Source organism: Paenibacillus sp. ALJ109b, from assembly GCF_010747435.1.
GTDB classification, from domain to species: Bacteria; Bacillota; Bacilli; order Paenibacillales; family Paenibacillaceae; genus Paenibacillus; species Paenibacillus taichungensis.
In genome coordinates this window covers 24247-41563 of sequence record NZ_JAAIFP010000031.1, presented here as the reverse complement: position 1 = coordinate 41563, position 17317 = coordinate 24247, and the positions used below count along the sequence as shown (strand labels likewise).

The window sequence follows — 17317 nt, the reverse complement described above, 5'->3', positions numbered from 1 at the left end:
TTCTGCGGAAGCTTTGGCGTCCGCTGGAACGGTTTTTTTGGTATGATAGAACAATCCATGGCATAATACCAACAGCAGCTCTAATTAAGAGCACAGGATTCAAGAGAGGACAGATACATTATGAAAGTAAATCAATCCGAATTTATTATCAGTGCCGTTCGGCCTGAACAATACCCCGAGGACGGCCTGCCCGAGATTGCCTTGGCGGGGCGGTCCAATGTAGGGAAATCATCTTTGATCAACCGTTTGATTAATCGCAAAAACTTGGCCCGGACAAGTTCTACCCCTGGTAAGACACAGCAACTGAACTATTATAAGATCAATCAGGATCTCTACTTCGTCGATTTCCCGGGATATGGCTACGCTAAAGTTTCCAAAGAGCAACGCTTTGCCTGGGGCAAAATGATGGAGAAGTACTTGTTGGGACGCGAGGAATTGAAACTGGTCATGCAGATGGTGGATATGAGACATGAGCCATCCAAGGATGACAAGATGATGAATGAGTGGCTCCGCCATCATGGCTTGCCTCTGGTAGTGGTTGCGACGAAGATGGACAAGATTCCAAAAACGCGTAGAGCCAAACATATTAAAGTCATCAAAGAAGCTTTGGATCTTCGTCCTGGCGATCTGTTTGTACCGTTTTCATCAGAAGAAGGTTTAGGTAAAGAAGAGTTATGGGAGATCATCACTCGTTTTGCCGGAATCGGTCAAGAAACAGTGGAAGAAGAGTCACAGGCTGAGAAAAATCACGAAGACAACGAAATTAACGGATAACCGGGATTACGCCATTTTGATGCAGGGAAGCGAGCAACTGGGGTGGATCTTTGATGCGATCAAGGATTAATCCATATTTTATGGATTTTCGTGAACATTCATTGTTTTATTTTGAGGCGAAATAGCTATACGGTAGTGTATAATGAGTATAGGTGCAATCGTAACAGTACCAAAGTAGCGGCCTTGCCGACCTGAAGAATTTTGAGATCACTGCCACATGTGCAGGAAACAAAACAATCGGGAAAGAATTGAGGAGATTTTTTATGGCTCAGCGATTAGCTACAGAGTATGTTAAAGCCACTTTGAAATTGTCAGAACCCCAGATGCATCAGTTTTTACGCATGACAGAAGATGGCCGGATTCATCAACGAGTGAAGGTGATGGAGAATGGCTGCCAGGAAATTGTGCTCGTAGATGTGAGTGGAGAAGAAGTTCATTTCCCTTTTGACCGTAGGGAAGGGTTTTACATCTGTGAGTTATCTTGCCGCCTGGTAAACCATTATCTGACGAACGTAGTCCGGAAGCTCTTTATGACCTTTAAGGGTGATGGCGTTGTTCATCGCATTTATGAGGAGTTCACCATGACGTATGTTTATACTCAGGGCGTTGTCCGTAAAATTGTGGAGCAGACCGGCGAGAATACCCGTGTCATCTACGAATACAAAAATACGTTGCTTGAATTGCAGCGTGTGTTCCAGGCTCGAGATATTGAACGCGAGATAAACAGGTTATACGCCGAGGTTGATTCGTTACTCGATTCAAGATTGGATGCCTATACTTCTGATCAAGTCCAGCAGATTGATGAAAAGCTTGCGCGCCACCAGAAACGGCTGTTTGAGCTTGAAGCCTACTGACCCAAAAGAGTGAATTATACAAGTACCCAACTAACCATCCCCTAATGCTCTGATCTGGCATATTCCAGGCCGAAGCGAAAGGGGATTTCTTGATTTTGGGAGCTTGATGGACACGAATCTTTTATTTTTTGATCTTCCTAAAAGGGGTTGCATTCCCTTTGGATAGATGTTATTTTTAATCTCGTTGAAATGGAAAGAATATAGGAACCAAGTACGCAAAGAAACGTGATTGAATAACGACAGCATGAATAATGTTCACATATCGGGATGGAACGAAGATCATCCCAAACCTGAATAGTCATGGAGCCATCCATGGCTATTTGTTTTATATGGGATTTTCCTGAATCTTTATCATTAAAACAAGTATTTAACGCATAACGGTGAAGATTGGTGAGACACTACAATAAATGACAATGCATAAGATGATTTACATGGGGATTTCATAAACATTTCATAAAAATGGCCCAGTCATACTATGGATGTGTGATATAATTAACCATGTCAATCATAAATGGATGAACATATGTAGAAAACACTTTGATTGGAAATTTATTAGGCAGGTGAACTTGCAATGCACATCGTTGTCGTTGGTTTGAATTATCGCACGGCGCCTGTAGAGGTTAGGGAACGATTCACATTTGCAGAAAAGGACTTGTCTGAAGCGCTGCAGCAGCTCAAGCTGACCAAGAGTGTATTGGAAGGTGTAATCGTAGCCACATGTAACCGTACCGAGTTGTATGTTGTGGTAGACCGTCTTCACATGTGTGGTTATTTTATTCGGACGTTCATGGAACAATGGTTTAATGTTCCGCGGGAAGAATTTACGCAACACTTATATATATATGAAGATGATCAAGCCATGCGCCATTTGTTCCGTGTCATTTGTGGGCTGGACTCGATGGTTATTGGCGAGACTCAGATTCTTGGACAGGTGAAACAGGCTTTTTTCAAAGCACAGGAAGAGAAAGCTACTGGGACCTGGTTTAACATGCTGTTCAAACAAGCTGTTACATTGGGTAAACGGGCACATTCGGAGACTTCGATCGGAGAGAGTGCGGTATCTGTAAGTTATGCTGCTGTAGAACTAGGCAAGCGTATCTTTGGTATGTTCACGGATAAGAAGGTGCTGATTCTGGGTGCCGGCAAAATGAGTGAACTTACAGTAAAACATCTATATACCAACGGAGCCTCAGAAGTCATTGTGGCGAATCGGACACTTGCGCGAGCTGAGGAATTGGCAGCGAAGTTTCGGGGGACCCCTTGTACGATGGAACAGGCACTAGAGCGACTGAACGAGGTTGATATTGTCATCAGTTCGACGGGGGCCGAAAGATATGTACTGGATGCCACTGTTGTTCGAGAAAGCATGAAGCGTCGTCAATCGCGTCCACTGTTCCTGATTGATATTGCTGTTCCGCGGGATATTGATCCGGCGATCGGCGAGTTATCCAATGTATTCCTTTATGATATTGATGACTTGGAAGGAATCGTGGAGAGCAATCTGGAGATGCGTAAGGTGGAAGCTGCCAAGATCGAGAAAATGATTGAACTTGAGATGGAAGATTATTATCAATGGCTCAAAACCTTGGGCGTTCGTCCTGTTATTCGGGCATTGCAGGAAAAAGGTGCTTCCATTCATGAAGAAACGATGGATAGTTTGTTTAATAAGTTGCCTGAACTGGATGAACATCAGCGTAAAGTTATCCGCCGTCTGACGAAAAGCATCGTGAATCAAATGACGACAGATCCGATTAACCGGATTAAGGAAATGGCTGGTACCAAGCACGGTGATGAAGCGCTGCGCATGTTTACTCAGATCTTTGCTCTGGAGGATGCAGTAGAGGTGGCCGCTGAGAAAGTAAGTCAGAGTGATGCGACGGCTCTGCGCAAACCGGATGCCGTTCATCTTAACGATTCCCGGCAAGACCCCGTGCCGGCTTATGCTCCGGCAGGCGTATAAGGCGGGTGGGCAGCTTGACCCTAGCTGAACAAATCTATGAAGCTTTAATTTATATGTATGCCCTGAGCCTACTGTTCTATTTCTCGGACTGCATTCGACGCAATGCGGGGGCGAAGCGGACAGGCACAGGGTTTCTTGTTGTTGTGTGGGCGCTTCAGGTATTTCATGTCATTTTACGCATGTTAACTGAAGGGCATTTTCCAATCTATACCACGTTTGATTTTTTGTTTATCTTTTCATTTAGTATTGTGTTGATGTCTCTGGTAATGACTCGGATTCAGCGTTCCGAATTTGTCATTTTATTGCTGAACGTGGTTGGTTTCTCGGTTACGGTGTTGAATCGGTTGTGGTTTACAGCAGGTGAGATATCTCTGCATAACTGGCAGACTGTGCATGGATTGCTTATTATGCATATTACGTTGGCCAATCTTGGTTTTGCGGCTCTGACGGTGGGTGCTGTATTTGCCTTGTTATATCTGTTCTTGCACCGTAAGCTGAAGAATAAGAAATGGAATGATACCGTACGTCGTCTGCCGAGTCTCGAAGTGATCGGCAAATATATGGATGGTGCTACACTGATAGGCACACCTCTTCTTGGTGTTTCTATCATACTCGCGGTATTGTCCATTGTAGCTGAAACGCGCTGGAGCCTGCTCTTGGATCTCAAGGTTATTGCAACGGGACTTGCCATAGCCATCTATGTGGGATACTTCATCTTTAAGAGAAGAAAACAGTTTTCCACAGTCATTATGGCGAGATGGACGCTGATCGGATACGGCTTTGTCATTATCAGTTTTTTATCCAATGCGTATTCAGCGTTTCATCGTTGGACGGGAGAGTGAAGGGGATGGAACGGTACACGCCAATATTTGTGGATATATCAGGGAAATCCTGCTGCGTGGTTGGAGGCGGACGTGTTGCTGAACGTAAAATAAAAGGTTTGCTTCATGCGGGAGCGCAAATCAAGGTGATTAGTCCGGAAGTTACGCCAACGTTACAACAATTGCATCATGATTCCCGAATTCAATGGCTAGCCCGGTCCTACCGCAATGGAGATTTGCGGGGGGCCTTTCTCGTATATGCAGCAACGAACCAAGGTGAAGTGAACACAGCTGTTGTCCAAGAAGCCGAAGATGCGGGTATACTGGTTAATGACGCCATATCTTCTGAGCGAAGCACCTTTATTACACCAAGCGTGGTCAGGCGTGGCAGACTGAGCATTGCGATATCAACCGCTGGAGCAGGACCTGTGGCCGCAGCAGAAATTCGTGACACCTTGGAGCAGCAATTCGGAGATGAGTACGAAACATATATTGAATTTTTGTATCAGATGAGGACGGAAGTAAAGGCACGTGTATCTTCTTCAGGTGTCAGAGCTAAATTACTTCGTCGTTTAACCAAAATGAATGTGCTGGAAAAGATCCGTACAGGTCAGTTCAAGTGGTGGACCGAAGAACAAATTGGGGACTGGATATCCCATAATCAGGAGGACGTGTAGACATGCGGACAATTAAAGTGGGAAGCAGACAAAGCGCACTTGCTTTGACCCAGACAGGCCATGTAATTCAAGATTTACGTGATATTTGTGAACGGGAAGGATTAGCTTTTGATTTTGAAGTACATAAAATTGTTACAAAAGGAGATTTGATTCTCGACGTAACCCTGTCCAAAGTCGGAGGCAAAGGACTATTTGTCAAAGAGATTGAACAGGCGATGATGGATCGCACGATTGATATGGCTGTTCATAGCATGAAGGATATGCCTTCTGAGCTGCCTGAAGGGTTGACGAACGGTGCTGTTCCACGCCGTGCGGATCCTCGTGATGCACTGATTTCAAATGGTGGACTCACATTGGATCAATTGCCAGAAGGTGCAAGAGTGGGGACGAGCAGTCTGCGTCGATCCAGTCAACTGAAAGCATACCGTCCGGATTTGCAACTCGAATCGCTTCGTGGCAATATTGATTCCCGTCTGCGCAAGCTGGAGACAGAAGGTTTGGACGCTATTATTTTGGCTGCCGCTGGTTTGTATCGAATGGGCTGGCAGGATCGGATTACGGAGTATCTGTCAGAGGAAGCTTGTCTTCCCGCAGTTGGTCAGGGTGCACTCGGCATTGAATGCCGTGAAGATGATGCCGAACTGCTCCATCTGTTGCAGTTGTATAACGATCCGGAAACCGCATTTCCTGTGTTGGCTGAACGTCGCTTCCTTAGTGTGTTGAATGGGGGCTGTCAGGTTCCGATTGGAGCTCATGCCGTATGGGTGCCACAGCAAGATGCAGATTCCCCGAATGGACAAAACACGTTACAATTAACAGGTATGGTCGGTACGCCAGACGGTGGACTGATTCTTAAAGAAGCGATGACGGGCAAAGATCCGGTTCGTCTTGGAGAAGAAGTGGCTTGGAGATTGATTGAACGGGGAGCAGAGCAGATACTGGCAGAAGTTAGGGGATGAAGACATGGTGGGGAAGGTCTTTTTGGTTGGTGCAGGTCCAGGTGACGCCAAGCTGATTACGGTAAAAGGCTGGGAATCGATCGGTCGAGCGGATGCTGTTGTTTACGATCGGTTGGCTAGTCCAAGATTACTCAAACAAATGAAGCCCGGCGCGGTTAAGATATATGTGGGTAAACGGCCGGATCGACATACGATGAAGCAGGAAGAAATCAACCAGCTGCTGGTTGATCTCGCACTGGAAGGCAAAGTTGTGGTCCGGCTTAAAGGGGGAGACCCGACGATATTCGGACGCGTGGGTGAAGAGGCTGATCTGCTGCGCAAAAACGACGTTCCTTTTGAAATCGTACCTGGTGTAACCTCAGCAATAAGTGTACCTGCTTACGCTGGAATACCTGTGACCCACCGCGACTATGCTTCCTCTATTTCCATCATTACGGGGCATGAGAGTCCGGACAAGCTTGACCGCAGTATTCATTGGGATAAAGTGACGAATGCAACAGGCACACTGGTATTTATGATGGGCGTCTCCAAAATTGGATATATCAGCGAACAGTTGATTCGTCACGGACGCCCTGCGCAAACACCAGTGGCATTGATTCGCTGGGGCACAAGAGCAGAGCAGGATACGATCACAGGTACGCTTGAAGATATCGAAGCAAAAGTCATCGCTGCGAATTTTCAACCACCCGCTGTCATTGTTGTTGGTGAGGTGGTGAACCAGCGCGAACAGTTGAAATGGGCGGAAGCACTGCCGCTGTTTGGCAAACGCATTTTGGTGACGCGAGCACGCAGTCAGGCTAGTGAATTGGTGAACCGGATCGAGGAACTTGGCGGTGAGCCTTACGAATTTCCGGTAATTGAGACCGTGATGCCATCAGGGGAGTCGGCACAGGAAAGTGTCAAACAGGCTTTTGGTGCGTTAAATACATTTGACTGGGTATTTTTCACGAGTGTAAACGGGGTGGAATTCTTCTTCCGTCATTTGCAGCAACAGGGGAAAGATATTCGCTCCATTCATCAAGCGAGAGTTGCTGCGGTGGGGCCTTCCACTGGGGATGCTTTGCGTAAGTATGGTATCGTAGCGGAAGTCATCCAAGGACCATTTCAGGCCGAAGGTATGCTTGAAGCTTTTGAAAGTGAACTGAAGGAAGGGCAAAGGGTACTTTTACCGCATGGAGATCTCGCACGCTCCTGGTTGCCTGAACAGTTAAGGGAACGAGGGCTTCTCGTTACCGAGGCGATTATCTATGACACCATTCTGGCTGGCGAGGATGACGATGAACTGCTGAAGCTGCTTGAAGAGGGCGGCATCCATGCAATGACCTTCACAAGTTCATCTACCGTCACCAATTTCATGAGCATTCTGAAACGGATGGGATTGCAGGACCCCTTGCCTTTATTGGAAAATGTAGAGGTTGCATGTATCGGGCCTGTTACAGCGAAGACGGCAGAAGCAGCAGGCTTGAAGGTCACAATGATGGCGGAAGAAGCAACCATTGAGAGTCTGATTTCTGTGTTGTCTGAGTGGAAACGAAAGCCTGCCACAGAAGCTGTATTTCCCCGTTAAACATATAAATTGAACCGCAATCGATAGATGAAGCGTGCTGAATTCGTTACGATACCGGCGCGCTTCGCTTTTTGCTCCACATCACTATTCAGGGAGGTTTCACACGTATGAGTTTTCCAATTGTGCGGCATCGCCGTTTACGTCAATCCACAGGTATTCGCAATATGGTGAGAGAGACCCATTTGACTGTGGATGACTTTATCCAACCCATCTATGTTACTTATGGTGAAAATGTAAAATCCGAAATCAAATCCATGCCGGGCGTATTCCGCTTCTCGCTGGATCGTCTGCAGGAAGAAGTGAAAGAGATTGCCGAACTGGGTATTCCGGCTGTGCTCTTATTCGGTATTCCCGAAACCAAAGACAGTGTTGGTTCGTCTGGATTTGCTGAAGATGGCATTGTACAGGAAGCAACGAAGCTGATTAAGTCCTGGTATCCTGAGCTGCTGGTTGTTGCTGATACCTGTCTGTGCGAATTCACTGATCACGGTCATTGTGGTATGGTGCACACCGTGGAAGTGGACGGTCACATTTGCGGAGATGTTCTCAATGACGAATCACTGGAGCTGCTCGTGAAAACTGCGGTATCCCAGGCTAAAGCTGGAGCAGACATCATTGCACCATCCAACATGATGGATGGATTTGTCCAAGCGATCCGTGCCGGACTGGATGAGAATGGTTTTAGTCACATTCCGATCATGTCCTACTCCGTAAAATATGCTTCGGCATTCTACGGTCCATTCCGCGAAGCTGCGGATTCCACGCCACAATTCGGAGATCGCAAGTCGTATCAGATGGACCCGGCGAACGCTCGTGAAGCATTGCGTGAAGCCGAAACCGATGTGCTCGAAGGAGCGGACATGTTGATGGTGAAACCTTCACTGTCCTATCTGGATGTCATGCGTACGATCAAGGACCAATTTGATCTTCCACTGGTTGCTTACAACGTAAGTGGAGAGTATGCCATGGTGAAGGCAGCGGCGATTCAAGGCTGGATTGATGAGAAGAAAGTGGCTATGGAAATTCTGCTGAGTATGAAACGTGCGGGAGCAGATATGATTATTACGTACTACGGAAAAGACGCTTCACGCTGGTTGGCCGAAAAATAATAGCTTGCTCCCATAACAGCTAGGATGAACAAAACGGATTAACGTTTTTCAAAATTATATAAAAGGCCTCCTCCAATAGGTTTGGGGGGCCTCATCACTAAGGAGGATGTTCATGACTGCACAACAAGGAACTCGTCGTAATGATGAGCGCTCACGCAGCGCATTTGAAGAAGCCAAGCAGTACATACCTGGGGGTGTGAACAGCCCCGTTCGGGCGTTCAAATCGGTCGGGCTTACACCGATCTATGCAGAGCGTGGCGAAGGCTCCAAAATTTATGATATAGATGGCAATGTTTTTATTGATTATGTGGGATCCTGGGGTCCGCTTATTATGGGACATGCGCATCCTGACGTTGTAGAAGCTTTGCGGGAGACAGCCCTTAAAGGAACAAGTTTTGGTGCGCCAACACTGCTGGAGACAGAGATGGCTAAACTCGTCTGTGAGCGTGTGCCTTCGATCGATATCGTACGAATGGTGAATTCCGGTACAGAAGCAACCATGAGTGCGATTCGGCTGGCACGTGGTGTAACTGGACGCAGTAAAATTTTGAAGTTTGAAGGATCATACCATGGGCATGCCGATAGCTTGCTGATCAAAGCAGGATCTGGTGTAGCAACACTGGGTCTGCCTGACAGCCCGGGTGTTCCTGAAGGTGTGGCTATAAATACGATTACGGTTCCATATAATGACCTGGAGTCCGTGAAGCTTGCTTTTGAACGTTATGGTGAAGAACTGGCTGCTGTCATTGTGGAACCTGTTGCAGGTAATATGGGAGTTGTGCCACCCGTTTCAGGTTTTCTTGAAGGCCTACGCAATTTGACGTCGCAATACGGCAGTTTGCTCATTTTTGACGAAGTCATGACTGGTTTCCGTGTAGGATTGAATTGTGCACAGGGACGATATGGCGTTACACCTGACCTGACTTGTCTGGGTAAAGTAATCGGTGGCGGGCTTCCGGTCGGCGCTTATGGCGGCAGACGTGATCTGATGGAACAGATTGCTCCGACCGGACCAATCTATCAAGCAGGTACACTGAGCGGTAATCCGCTGGCTATGGCAGCAGGTTATACCACACTCAAATTGTTGACACCGGAGGTCTATGATCGTCTGGAGACATTGTCTGCACGCTTGCAGGCTGGGTTTGAAAAGAATGCAGCGGAGACCGGCGTAGCCATAACAATTAACCGTGTTGGTTCGATGGTATGTCCATTTTTCAGTGCAGTTCCAGTTACGAATTATGATATTGCCAAAGAAAGCAATCTGGATCAATTCCGTCGTTACTTTGCGGCCATGATTGATCAGGGTGTAAGTGTCGCACCTTCCCAATACGAAGGCATGTTTGTCTCTGGCGTGCATACCGAGCAGGATATTGACGATACGATTGAGGCGAACCGTAAGGCTCTTCAATCATTATGACCATTAAAAGTTGGAAACGCCGTGGGGAATGGCTTGAGCTAATGCCAGGCAAAGCGGTGACAGGCAGTTCAGACAGGCAAACGGCTGCAGAGCAATGGCTCTTGTCTGAGCTTCAGTTACCAGAGAAAATGTTGCGTCAGCTAAAGACGAACCAAGGCATACAACTCGCAGGGGACCGGCTTCGGCTGGCCCTTTTTGCGTCTCAGCCGATCGATGTTGAACCGCGTTGGGCGGATATCGATGTTCTGTATGAAGATGACTTCTGTCTGGTTGTGCACAAACCGGCCGGAATGAAGCTTCATCCCGATGGAAGCCGGGCAGATCAAGCAATTACGCTGGATCACGCGGTGGCCTCCTATTACGAAATGAATGGGATTCAGGCGAATGTACGCCATGTTCACCGTCTGGATGAGGACACAACTGGGCCTGTTTTATATGCCAAAAATGCTTTTGCTCTCACCAAACTGGATGAAGCCATGCGGCGTAAAGACATTGGACGCCATTATGTCGCCATTGCAGGCGGTAAGATATCCACGGAGCTGAATACGATTGATGCTCCGATTGGGAAGGACAGGCATCACAAGCAACGCAGACGTGTCTCTGAAGGTGGGCAGGACGCTGTAACTCACGTGGAGATCGTGGAGGTGTGGGATAGGGCGACCCTTGTCCGGCTGACACTGGATACAGGGCGCACACACCAGATTCGGGTGCATTTAAGTTATGCAGGCCATCCCCTCGTCGGAGATGAGTTATATAGAGGCAGAAGGGATTCTATTGGTCGGCAGGCACTCCATGGTGAGACACTGAGTTTTGGTCATCCACTGACTGGGGCACGAATTGAAGTGGCAGACCCTTGGCCGCAGGATTTCGAACAACTGGCCCAACGGGAAGGCAAGGACCAATAAACTGGGAAGGTTTGCATAAAAGGTGGCATGCTCATCTCATTCAAGGCATATAGATGGGTAACGAAGGATTTGGACCATGGATCAGTCCCATGAGAAGGATCATGGTGAACATATGCCGAAAGGAGGACGCCACCTTTGTTGAATCAACCTTATGGTTTGCGGTTCGATATTTATGAGCGCGTTCATTTGTCAGAGGGAGTCCCTGCAATTGAGGAACTGGAGGAAATTGAGTTATATCCCCGCATTCAGGTGATAGGTCAGGATGATCATGCAACATTGCGAGGCCATCTTTTGCTAACAGGTGCGTATCGGGGAGAGAACGAGATCTCGGAGGAACTCAAACATTTTATTCCGGTGGAGATCACGGTACCCCTGAACCGGGTAAGATCGCTTGAGGATATTTCCATTGAGATCGAAAATTTTGATGTCGATTTGTTATCCAACCGAAGTCTAAACATTACAGGGGTATTGTCACTTCGCGGTATTGAGGGCTTTCCGGTGGAGGAACCGCAGGTCTGGTCAGCAGATGAGTTTACCGTTGTTCATTCGCCCGACCCTCAGCAGGGCGACCGTTCCGCTGAAACAGAGCAGACAGGCAGCTACCCCAATGCTTTTGCTCAGGAGTATCTGCTTCAACGGAGCGAAGAGGAGCTGCAGCAGGAACATCTATTTCAAGCTTCTACCGAACAGTTTCAGTCCTGGCAGCAAGGGGATGGGAACGCGGAGCAAAGCAAAATAGTAGCTGAAAACGAAGAGTCCTCGTCCTTGAGGGACAAGGAGGATGAAGCGCAAGCGAATTTGTTGTCCGATACGCCTTCTCCAGTTTCGTCTTTTTTGGCGGAGACAGCCGACAGGTTGGCTTCTTATCCTGAATCTGAGCCTTTGCTTCCTCTGGCTGAAGAGCCGTCTGTCTGGTCCGAGCCTTCCGTCGAGACCTTACATACGAACTTAAGGAATTCGGAGCAGGCCGATTCCAAACTGGAACTGCAGCATTCGGATGAACAGGCAGCACCGGACGTATGGCATTTTGAATCTGCCCGATCTGAACCAAAGCAGGAGGAGCACGCAGTTGCAGATATTCCGGCAGGTTCGCAGTCAGAGAACTGGCAGGATGTCTTTGCAGCGTCTGAACCGGAAATTTCGGAGGATGACAGACCTCCTCTTGAAGCGGTAGAGACGAATGAGCCCGCTGAAAAAGAATCGTTTATCCCTGAACCTGTGGCTGAGACGGAAGACAAGCCGGAGCTTAAGGTTGCTTTTGGCAGCAAGAGAGAATCTGCACCCAAACAGGAAGAGGGCGTAGGCATCTCCTCCCTGTTATCCTCTGGCAGAGTAACACGGGAGGCGGAGGCAGAACGAGAGCAAGAGGCACTTGCTGGAGTCCAGCAGGAAGAAGCATATCAGCCTGATGATGTCGAGTGGAAGAACCTGTTTCTGGGCACCATTGTCGATCAGACCCCGTTCCGTAAAGTAAAGTTATGCATTGTACAGCGTGAAGAGACGCTCGATACCATTGCAGACCGATATCAGTTAAGTACCCGAGAGCTCCAGTTGTATAACCGATTATCTGAACAGGTTGTGGAAGAAGGACAGATTCTATATATTCCTTAATCTGTGGTAGGTTTAATGACCATTTCGACCCGTGATCCCTTGAGGATGGCGGGTTTTTGCTTTGTCTGCCCTTAACCTGCATTGCAGCGCGCTTTTTCCGCTGTTGTCAGGTTGACTATCGGGCACGGGCAGGGTATGATGTGTTTAGGTTTTTTGAAGAACAACATGGATCGGGAGTAGTAGACAGTATGACCTTTCAGAGAGCGGAATTGTAGCGCTGGGAAATTCCGTAGGAACCAACTGATCGAAGTCGCCCGGGAGTTGCCTGTTTGAATACAAGGGATGAGTAACTTTAGTATCATTCATTCCTAAGGTAGGATGGGCCGGTCGCAGCCGTTATCTGCTTGAAGTGTCACGTAAGTACAGAAGGGGTAGTCTGTCTTTCTATCTGCGTGAAACAAAGGTGGTACCGCGAAAGCTAACCTTTCGTCCTTTGATGGATGAAAGGTTTTTTTGTTTTTTGGCGATGATGAATAAGTAACGGAGGAATGACACATGTCTGAACAAAAAAATTCAGCTGCAACAGAAATGCCAACCACATATGATCCGAAAGCTGCGGAGCAAAAATGGTATTCCACGTGGATGGAAAATGGATATTTTAAGGCTGGCCAGCGTAAAGATGCTGAACCCTATACGATTGTAATCCCCCCCCCGAACGTAACCGGAATGCTCCATATCGGGCATGCGCTCGACTTCACACTGCAGGATATTCTGATTCGTACTAAGCGGATGCAGGGCTATGATGCACTGTGGCTACCGGGTTCTGACCATGCAGGTATTGCTACCCAAACCAAAGTAGAGCAGAAATTGCGTGAAGAAGGTCAGACTCGTTATGATCTGGGACGCGAAAAGTTCTTGGAGAAGGTATGGGACTGGAAAGAGCAATATGCAACAACCATTCGTCAGCAATGGGGCAAAATGGGCTTGTCGCTCGATTACTCGCGTGAACGTTTTACACTGGACGAAGGTCTATCCCAGGCTGTACGTAAAGTGTTTGTTCAACTGTATGAAAAAGGCCTCATTTATCGAGGCAAACGAATTATTAACTGGGACCCGGTGAACCGGACTGCACTGTCCGACATCGAGGTTGAATATAAAGAAGTTCAGGGTCACTTGTACCATCTGCGTTATCCGCTCAAAGACGGAAGTGGGTATGTTACAGTAGCGACAACTCGCCCGGAAACGATGCTGGGAGATACGGCAGTTGCTGTTCATCCGAAGGATGAGCGTTACGCAGATATGATTGGCAAGGTGCTTGTTCTGCCTATTATCGGACGCGAAATTCCGGTTATTGCAGATGAGTATGTTGATAAAGATTTCGGAAGCGGGGCCGTGAAAATTACGCCTGCTCATGATCCGAATGACTTCGAAGTGGGCCTTCGTCATGATCTGCCACAGATTACGGTGATGGATGAGACGGGTACGATGAATGCCGAAGCAGGCAAATATCAGGGACTGGATCGCAGCGACTGCCGTAAGCAGATTGTTGCCGACCTGCAAGAACAGGGCGTATTGATCAACATCGAGGATCATACGCATCAGGTTGGACACAGCGAACGTACAGGAGCTGTTGTTGAACCGTATTTGTCGACACAGTGGTTTGTTGAGATGAAGCCACTCGCGGAGAAAGCGATTGAGAAGCAACAAAGCGGTAAAGGCGTTCATTTTGTTCCGGATCGTTTTGAGAAAACGTATCTGAACTGGATTGAGAATGTTCGTGACTGGTGTATCTCTCGTCAATTGTGGTGGGGTCATCGTATTCCTGCCTGGTACGACGAGGAGACTGGAGAAGTTATTGTATCTGCTGAAGATCCGACAACATTGCCAGAATACGCTGGACGCAAGCTGAGACAGGATGAAGACGTTCTGGATACATGGTTCAGCTCCGCATTATGGCCATTCTCTACATTAGGCTGGCCGGAAGACACGGAAGATCTGAAACGTTATTACCCGACAAGTGTACTCGTAACAGGGTATGACATTATTTATTTCTGGGTGGCGCGTATGATCTTTACCGCTCTGGAGTTCACGGAAGAGGTTCCGTTCAAGGATGTGCTGATGCACGGTCTTGTTCGTGATGCAGACGGACGCAAGATGTCCAAATCGCTAGGCAATGGTGTTGATCCGTTGGATGTGATTGAGAAATATGGTGCGGATGCAATGCGTTACATGATCTCTACAAGCAGCACTCCGGGTCAGGATCTCCGTTTCCGCTGGGAGCGGGTTGAACAGGCTCGTAACTTTGCCAATAAAATCTGGAATGCATCGCGCTTCGCTTTGATGAATCTGGAAGGGTTCACCTATGAAGATCGTGATATTAGTGGAGACCTTGGAACAGCGGATTACTGGATTTTGCACCGCCTGAACGAAACTTCTCGTGATATTACGCGTCTAATCGAAGCATATGAATTTGGAGAAACAGGCCGTTTGCTGTATAACTTTATTTGGGATGACCTGTGTGACTGGTATATTGAATTTGCGAAGTTGTCCTTCTATGGAGAAGATCCGGTTGCCAAGAAGAAAACACAATCGGTGCTTGCTTATGTGCTGGATCAGACTATGCGCCTGATTCATCCGTTCATGCCGTACATTTCGGAAGAGATCTGGCAGCATCTGCCGCATGAAGGCGAGACGATTACGTTGGCTTCCTGGCCGGTGTATGACCCTGCGTTGGAGAACCCAGAAGCGGTTGCCGAGATGAACCTGCTTATGGATACCATTCGTGCAGTGCGAAACATCCGTGCAGAAGTAAACGTACCAATGAGCAAGAAAATCGAATTGATGGTGAAAGCGAACAACACAGAGACATCCAGCATCATTGAACGCAACAGCCATTACATCAAACGTTTCTGTAATACGTCCGAGTTCGACAGCGGCCTGGATCTAAGCTCACCGGATAAAGCAATGACTGCTGTCATTACTGGGGCTGAGCTGTACTTGCCGCTGGCGGGTCTTATTGATATTGATCAGGAAGTGGCTCGTCTGGAGAAAGAGTTGCAGAACCTTGAGGGCGAAGTACTTCGTGTGGAGAAAAAGTTGGCGAACGAAGGCTTTGTTGCCAAGGCTCCTGCCAAGGTTATTGAAGAAGAGCGCGCCAAGCAAGCGGATTATTCCGATAAACGGGATAAGGTGATTGCACGAATCAAGGAACTGAAAGGTTAATATATTCGGGTCGGATGGAGTGCTTCTGCGCCATCCGGCCGCTTTTTTCAACCAAACTCAAACCAAAGGTGAATCATATGACGGAACTTAACGGGACAGAAATAGCATCTCCTTTACTTACCTATGACGAGGCCGTGAACTGGATCAATGGCCTTATTCCTTTTGGCATCCGACCTGGATTGGAACGAATCGAGGGATTGATGTCATTGCTGGGCAATCCTCACCAGCGTCTCAAATTTATTCATGTCGCGGGAACGAACGGCAAAGGTTCGACTTGCGCTTTTTTGACGTCAGTGCTTCTTCAGGCGGGATATGATGTTGGAACGTTTACATCCCCTTATATCACCAAATTCACAAACCGTTTTCAGTACAACGGTGAGGATATCCCGGAAGAAACGTTGCTCAAACTTTCAAACCGCCTGTATCCATTGGTTCAAGAGATGGCTTCAACTCCCCTTGGATCACCTACGATGTTTGAAGTATCTACAGCAATCGCCCTTCTGTATTATGCGGAAGAGTGCTACCCGGACATTGTGGTATGGGAGACAGGGCTCGGGGGAAGGATGGACGTAACGAATATTGTTACACCCGTGGTATCGGTCATTACTAATATCGGTATGGACCATACGGATGTACTGGGAGATACGATTGAGGCGATTGCTGGAGAGAAAGCAGGCATTATTAAGGCGGGGGTACCCGTTGTTACCTGTGCCACGCAGCCAGAGGCTGTGAAGGTGATCCAGGAGACGGCAGAGCGGCTGCGTTCAACCGTGTATCTGGCGGGAGATCGTTTCTCCTATCATAGACTGGACAGTGATGAGAACGGACAATCTTTTCACTTTACAGGACCGTTCCGTGATCTGGATGCTCGTATTCGCATGCAGGGCGTACATCAATGCGACAATGCAGCGGGCGCAGTTATGGTACTGGAGTTGCTTCGCCAATACATGGCATTTATGCTGGATGATGAAGATATTGCACTTGGACTGGAACATGCCTTCTGGGCAGGACGGTTCGAGAAAGTGGTTGATCAGCCCCGCGTTGTTCTGGATGGTGCGCATAATCCGGAGGGGGCCGAATCACTGGCCAAGAGCATTATCGAAGTATATCCTCACAAAAAGTTAAATTTGATGATGGGCATGCTGGCGAATAAGCATCACGAAGCGTATTTGCAGCATATACTGCCACTAGTGGATACGCTGATCCTGACCGAGCCAGATTTCCGACGCAAAATGGATGCAGCCGAATTGCTGCAGATCGTCGAACGGGTACGTCCCGCCATTGCGAAACCGGAGCTGGAAATCATCGTCGAGCCCGAATGGGCAAAGGCACTTGATCTATTGAAGTCACGGACGGAAGCGGAAGATCTGGGGGTGGTGTCCGGCACATTGTACCTGATTGCAGATGTGCGGGCAGCCCTTTTGCATCAAACCGATTCTGAAAAAGGTTGGTGAAAGTTTTGTTAAATACATCGGAACACGTTCATTTTATAGGGATTGGC

The 17317-nt window shown here is 47.9% G+C and carries 13 protein-coding genes and 1 other annotated feature; all 13 genes read left to right on the top strand.

Annotated features, from left to right (window positions below; genetic code table 11):
- The first annotated feature begins 120 nt into the window (after positions 1-120).
- The 13 genes from yihA (at position 121) to G3352_RS26205 (ending at position 17270) form a co-directional block, all read left to right on the top strand.
- Positions 121-774 carry a ribosome biogenesis GTP-binding protein YihA/YsxC gene (gene yihA, locus G3352_RS26265; RefSeq protein ID WP_076290792.1) on the top strand — a complete coding sequence of 218 codons (654 nt, stop codon included), beginning with the start codon at positions 121-123 and terminating at the stop codon, positions 772-774.
- Positions 775-1037: 263 nt separating this feature from the next.
- Positions 1038-1628, top strand: a complete 591-nt coding sequence (locus tag G3352_RS26260) for a non-ribosomal peptide synthetase module (protein ID WP_163761111.1) — start codon at positions 1038-1040, stop codon at positions 1626-1628.
- Between the two features lie 571 nt (positions 1629-2199).
- On the top strand, positions 2200-3588 hold the full coding sequence (gene hemA / locus G3352_RS26255; protein ID WP_076290790.1) for a glutamyl-tRNA reductase: 1389 nt from the start codon (positions 2200-2202) through the stop codon (positions 3586-3588).
- Positions 3589-3602: 14 nt separating this feature from the next.
- Positions 3603-4430, top strand: coding sequence for a cytochrome c biogenesis protein CcsA (gene ccsA, locus G3352_RS26250; protein WP_449011010.1), 828 nt, complete (start codon positions 3603-3605; stop codon positions 4428-4430).
- A gap of 5 nt (positions 4431-4435) precedes the next feature.
- Positions 4436-5086, top strand: coding sequence for a precorrin-2 dehydrogenase/sirohydrochlorin ferrochelatase family protein (locus G3352_RS26245; RefSeq protein WP_163761110.1), 651 nt, complete (start codon positions 4436-4438; stop codon positions 5084-5086).
- Between the two features lie 2 nt (positions 5087-5088).
- On the top strand, positions 5089-6045 hold the full coding sequence (hemC, locus tag G3352_RS26240; RefSeq protein ID WP_099858122.1) for a hydroxymethylbilane synthase: 957 nt from the start codon (positions 5089-5091) through the stop codon (positions 6043-6045).
- A gap of 4 nt (positions 6046-6049) precedes the next feature.
- A complete protein-coding gene (gene cobA / locus G3352_RS26235; protein WP_163761109.1) occupies positions 6050-7612 on the top strand; it encodes a uroporphyrinogen-III C-methyltransferase in 1563 nt (520 codons plus the stop codon).
- Between the two features lie 107 nt (positions 7613-7719).
- Positions 7720-8721, top strand: a complete 1002-nt coding sequence (hemB, locus tag G3352_RS26230) for a porphobilinogen synthase (protein ID WP_163761108.1) — start codon at positions 7720-7722, stop codon at positions 8719-8721.
- 112 nt (positions 8722-8833) lie between these two features.
- Positions 8834-10138 carry a glutamate-1-semialdehyde 2,1-aminomutase gene (gene hemL, locus G3352_RS26225; RefSeq protein WP_076290785.1) on the top strand — a complete coding sequence of 435 codons (1305 nt, stop codon included), beginning with the start codon at positions 8834-8836 and terminating at the stop codon, positions 10136-10138.
- Positions 10135-11043: an RluA family pseudouridine synthase gene (locus tag G3352_RS26220; RefSeq protein ID WP_163761107.1), complete on the top strand. Its 909-nt coding sequence runs from the start codon at positions 10135-10137 to the stop codon at positions 11041-11043. Before hemL ends, G3352_RS26220 begins: the two co-directional genes overlap by 4 nt.
- A gap of 135 nt (positions 11044-11178) precedes the next feature.
- Positions 11179-12654 carry a LysM peptidoglycan-binding domain-containing protein gene (locus tag G3352_RS26215; RefSeq protein ID WP_163761106.1) on the top strand — a complete coding sequence of 492 codons (1476 nt, stop codon included), beginning with the start codon at positions 11179-11181 and terminating at the stop codon, positions 12652-12654.
- A 157-nt stretch (positions 12655-12811) separates the two neighbouring features.
- Positions 12812-13091 (top strand) — a binding site (T-box leader).
- Between the two features lie 58 nt (positions 13092-13149).
- The gene (locus tag G3352_RS26210; RefSeq protein WP_163761105.1) at positions 13150-15816 is read left to right on the top strand and encodes a valine--tRNA ligase; all 2667 of its coding nucleotides are present in this window, start codon (positions 13150-13152) and stop codon (positions 15814-15816) included.
- Positions 15817-15893: 77 nt separating this feature from the next.
- Positions 15894-17270 (top strand): bifunctional folylpolyglutamate synthase/dihydrofolate synthase, encoded by a 1377-nt coding sequence (locus tag G3352_RS26205; protein ID WP_163761104.1) that lies wholly within the window; start codon positions 15894-15896, stop codon positions 17268-17270.
- Positions 17271-17317: the final 47 nt, after the last annotated feature.

Bases quoted from the DNA above. Each gene is read 5' to 3' on its own strand.
- G3352_RS26210 (WP_163761105.1), top strand. From the start codon at position 13,150: ATGTCTGAACAAAAAAATTCAGCTGCAACAGAAATGCCAACCACATAT.
- hemA (WP_076290790.1), top strand. From the start codon at position 2,200: ATGCACATCGTTGTCGTTGGTTTGAATTATCGCACGGCGCCTGTAGAG.
- G3352_RS26220 (WP_163761107.1), top strand. From the start codon at position 10,135: ATGACCATTAAAAGTTGGAAACGCCGTGGGGAATGGCTTGAGCTAATG.
- G3352_RS26260 (WP_163761111.1), top strand. From the start codon at position 1,038: ATGGCTCAGCGATTAGCTACAGAGTATGTTAAAGCCACTTTGAAATTG.
- G3352_RS26205 (WP_163761104.1), top strand. From the start codon at position 15,894: ATGACGGAACTTAACGGGACAGAAATAGCATCTCCTTTACTTACCTAT.
- hemB (WP_163761108.1), top strand. From the start codon at position 7,720: ATGAGTTTTCCAATTGTGCGGCATCGCCGTTTACGTCAATCCACAGGT.
- hemC (WP_099858122.1), top strand. From the start codon at position 5,089: ATGCGGACAATTAAAGTGGGAAGCAGACAAAGCGCACTTGCTTTGACC.
- hemL (WP_076290785.1), top strand. From the start codon at position 8,834: ATGACTGCACAACAAGGAACTCGTCGTAATGATGAGCGCTCACGCAGC.
- cobA (WP_163761109.1), top strand. From the start codon at position 6,050: ATGGTGGGGAAGGTCTTTTTGGTTGGTGCAGGTCCAGGTGACGCCAAG.
- G3352_RS26245 (WP_163761110.1), top strand. From the start codon at position 4,436: ATGGAACGGTACACGCCAATATTTGTGGATATATCAGGGAAATCCTGC.
- yihA (WP_076290792.1), top strand. From the start codon at position 121: ATGAAAGTAAATCAATCCGAATTTATTATCAGTGCCGTTCGGCCTGAA.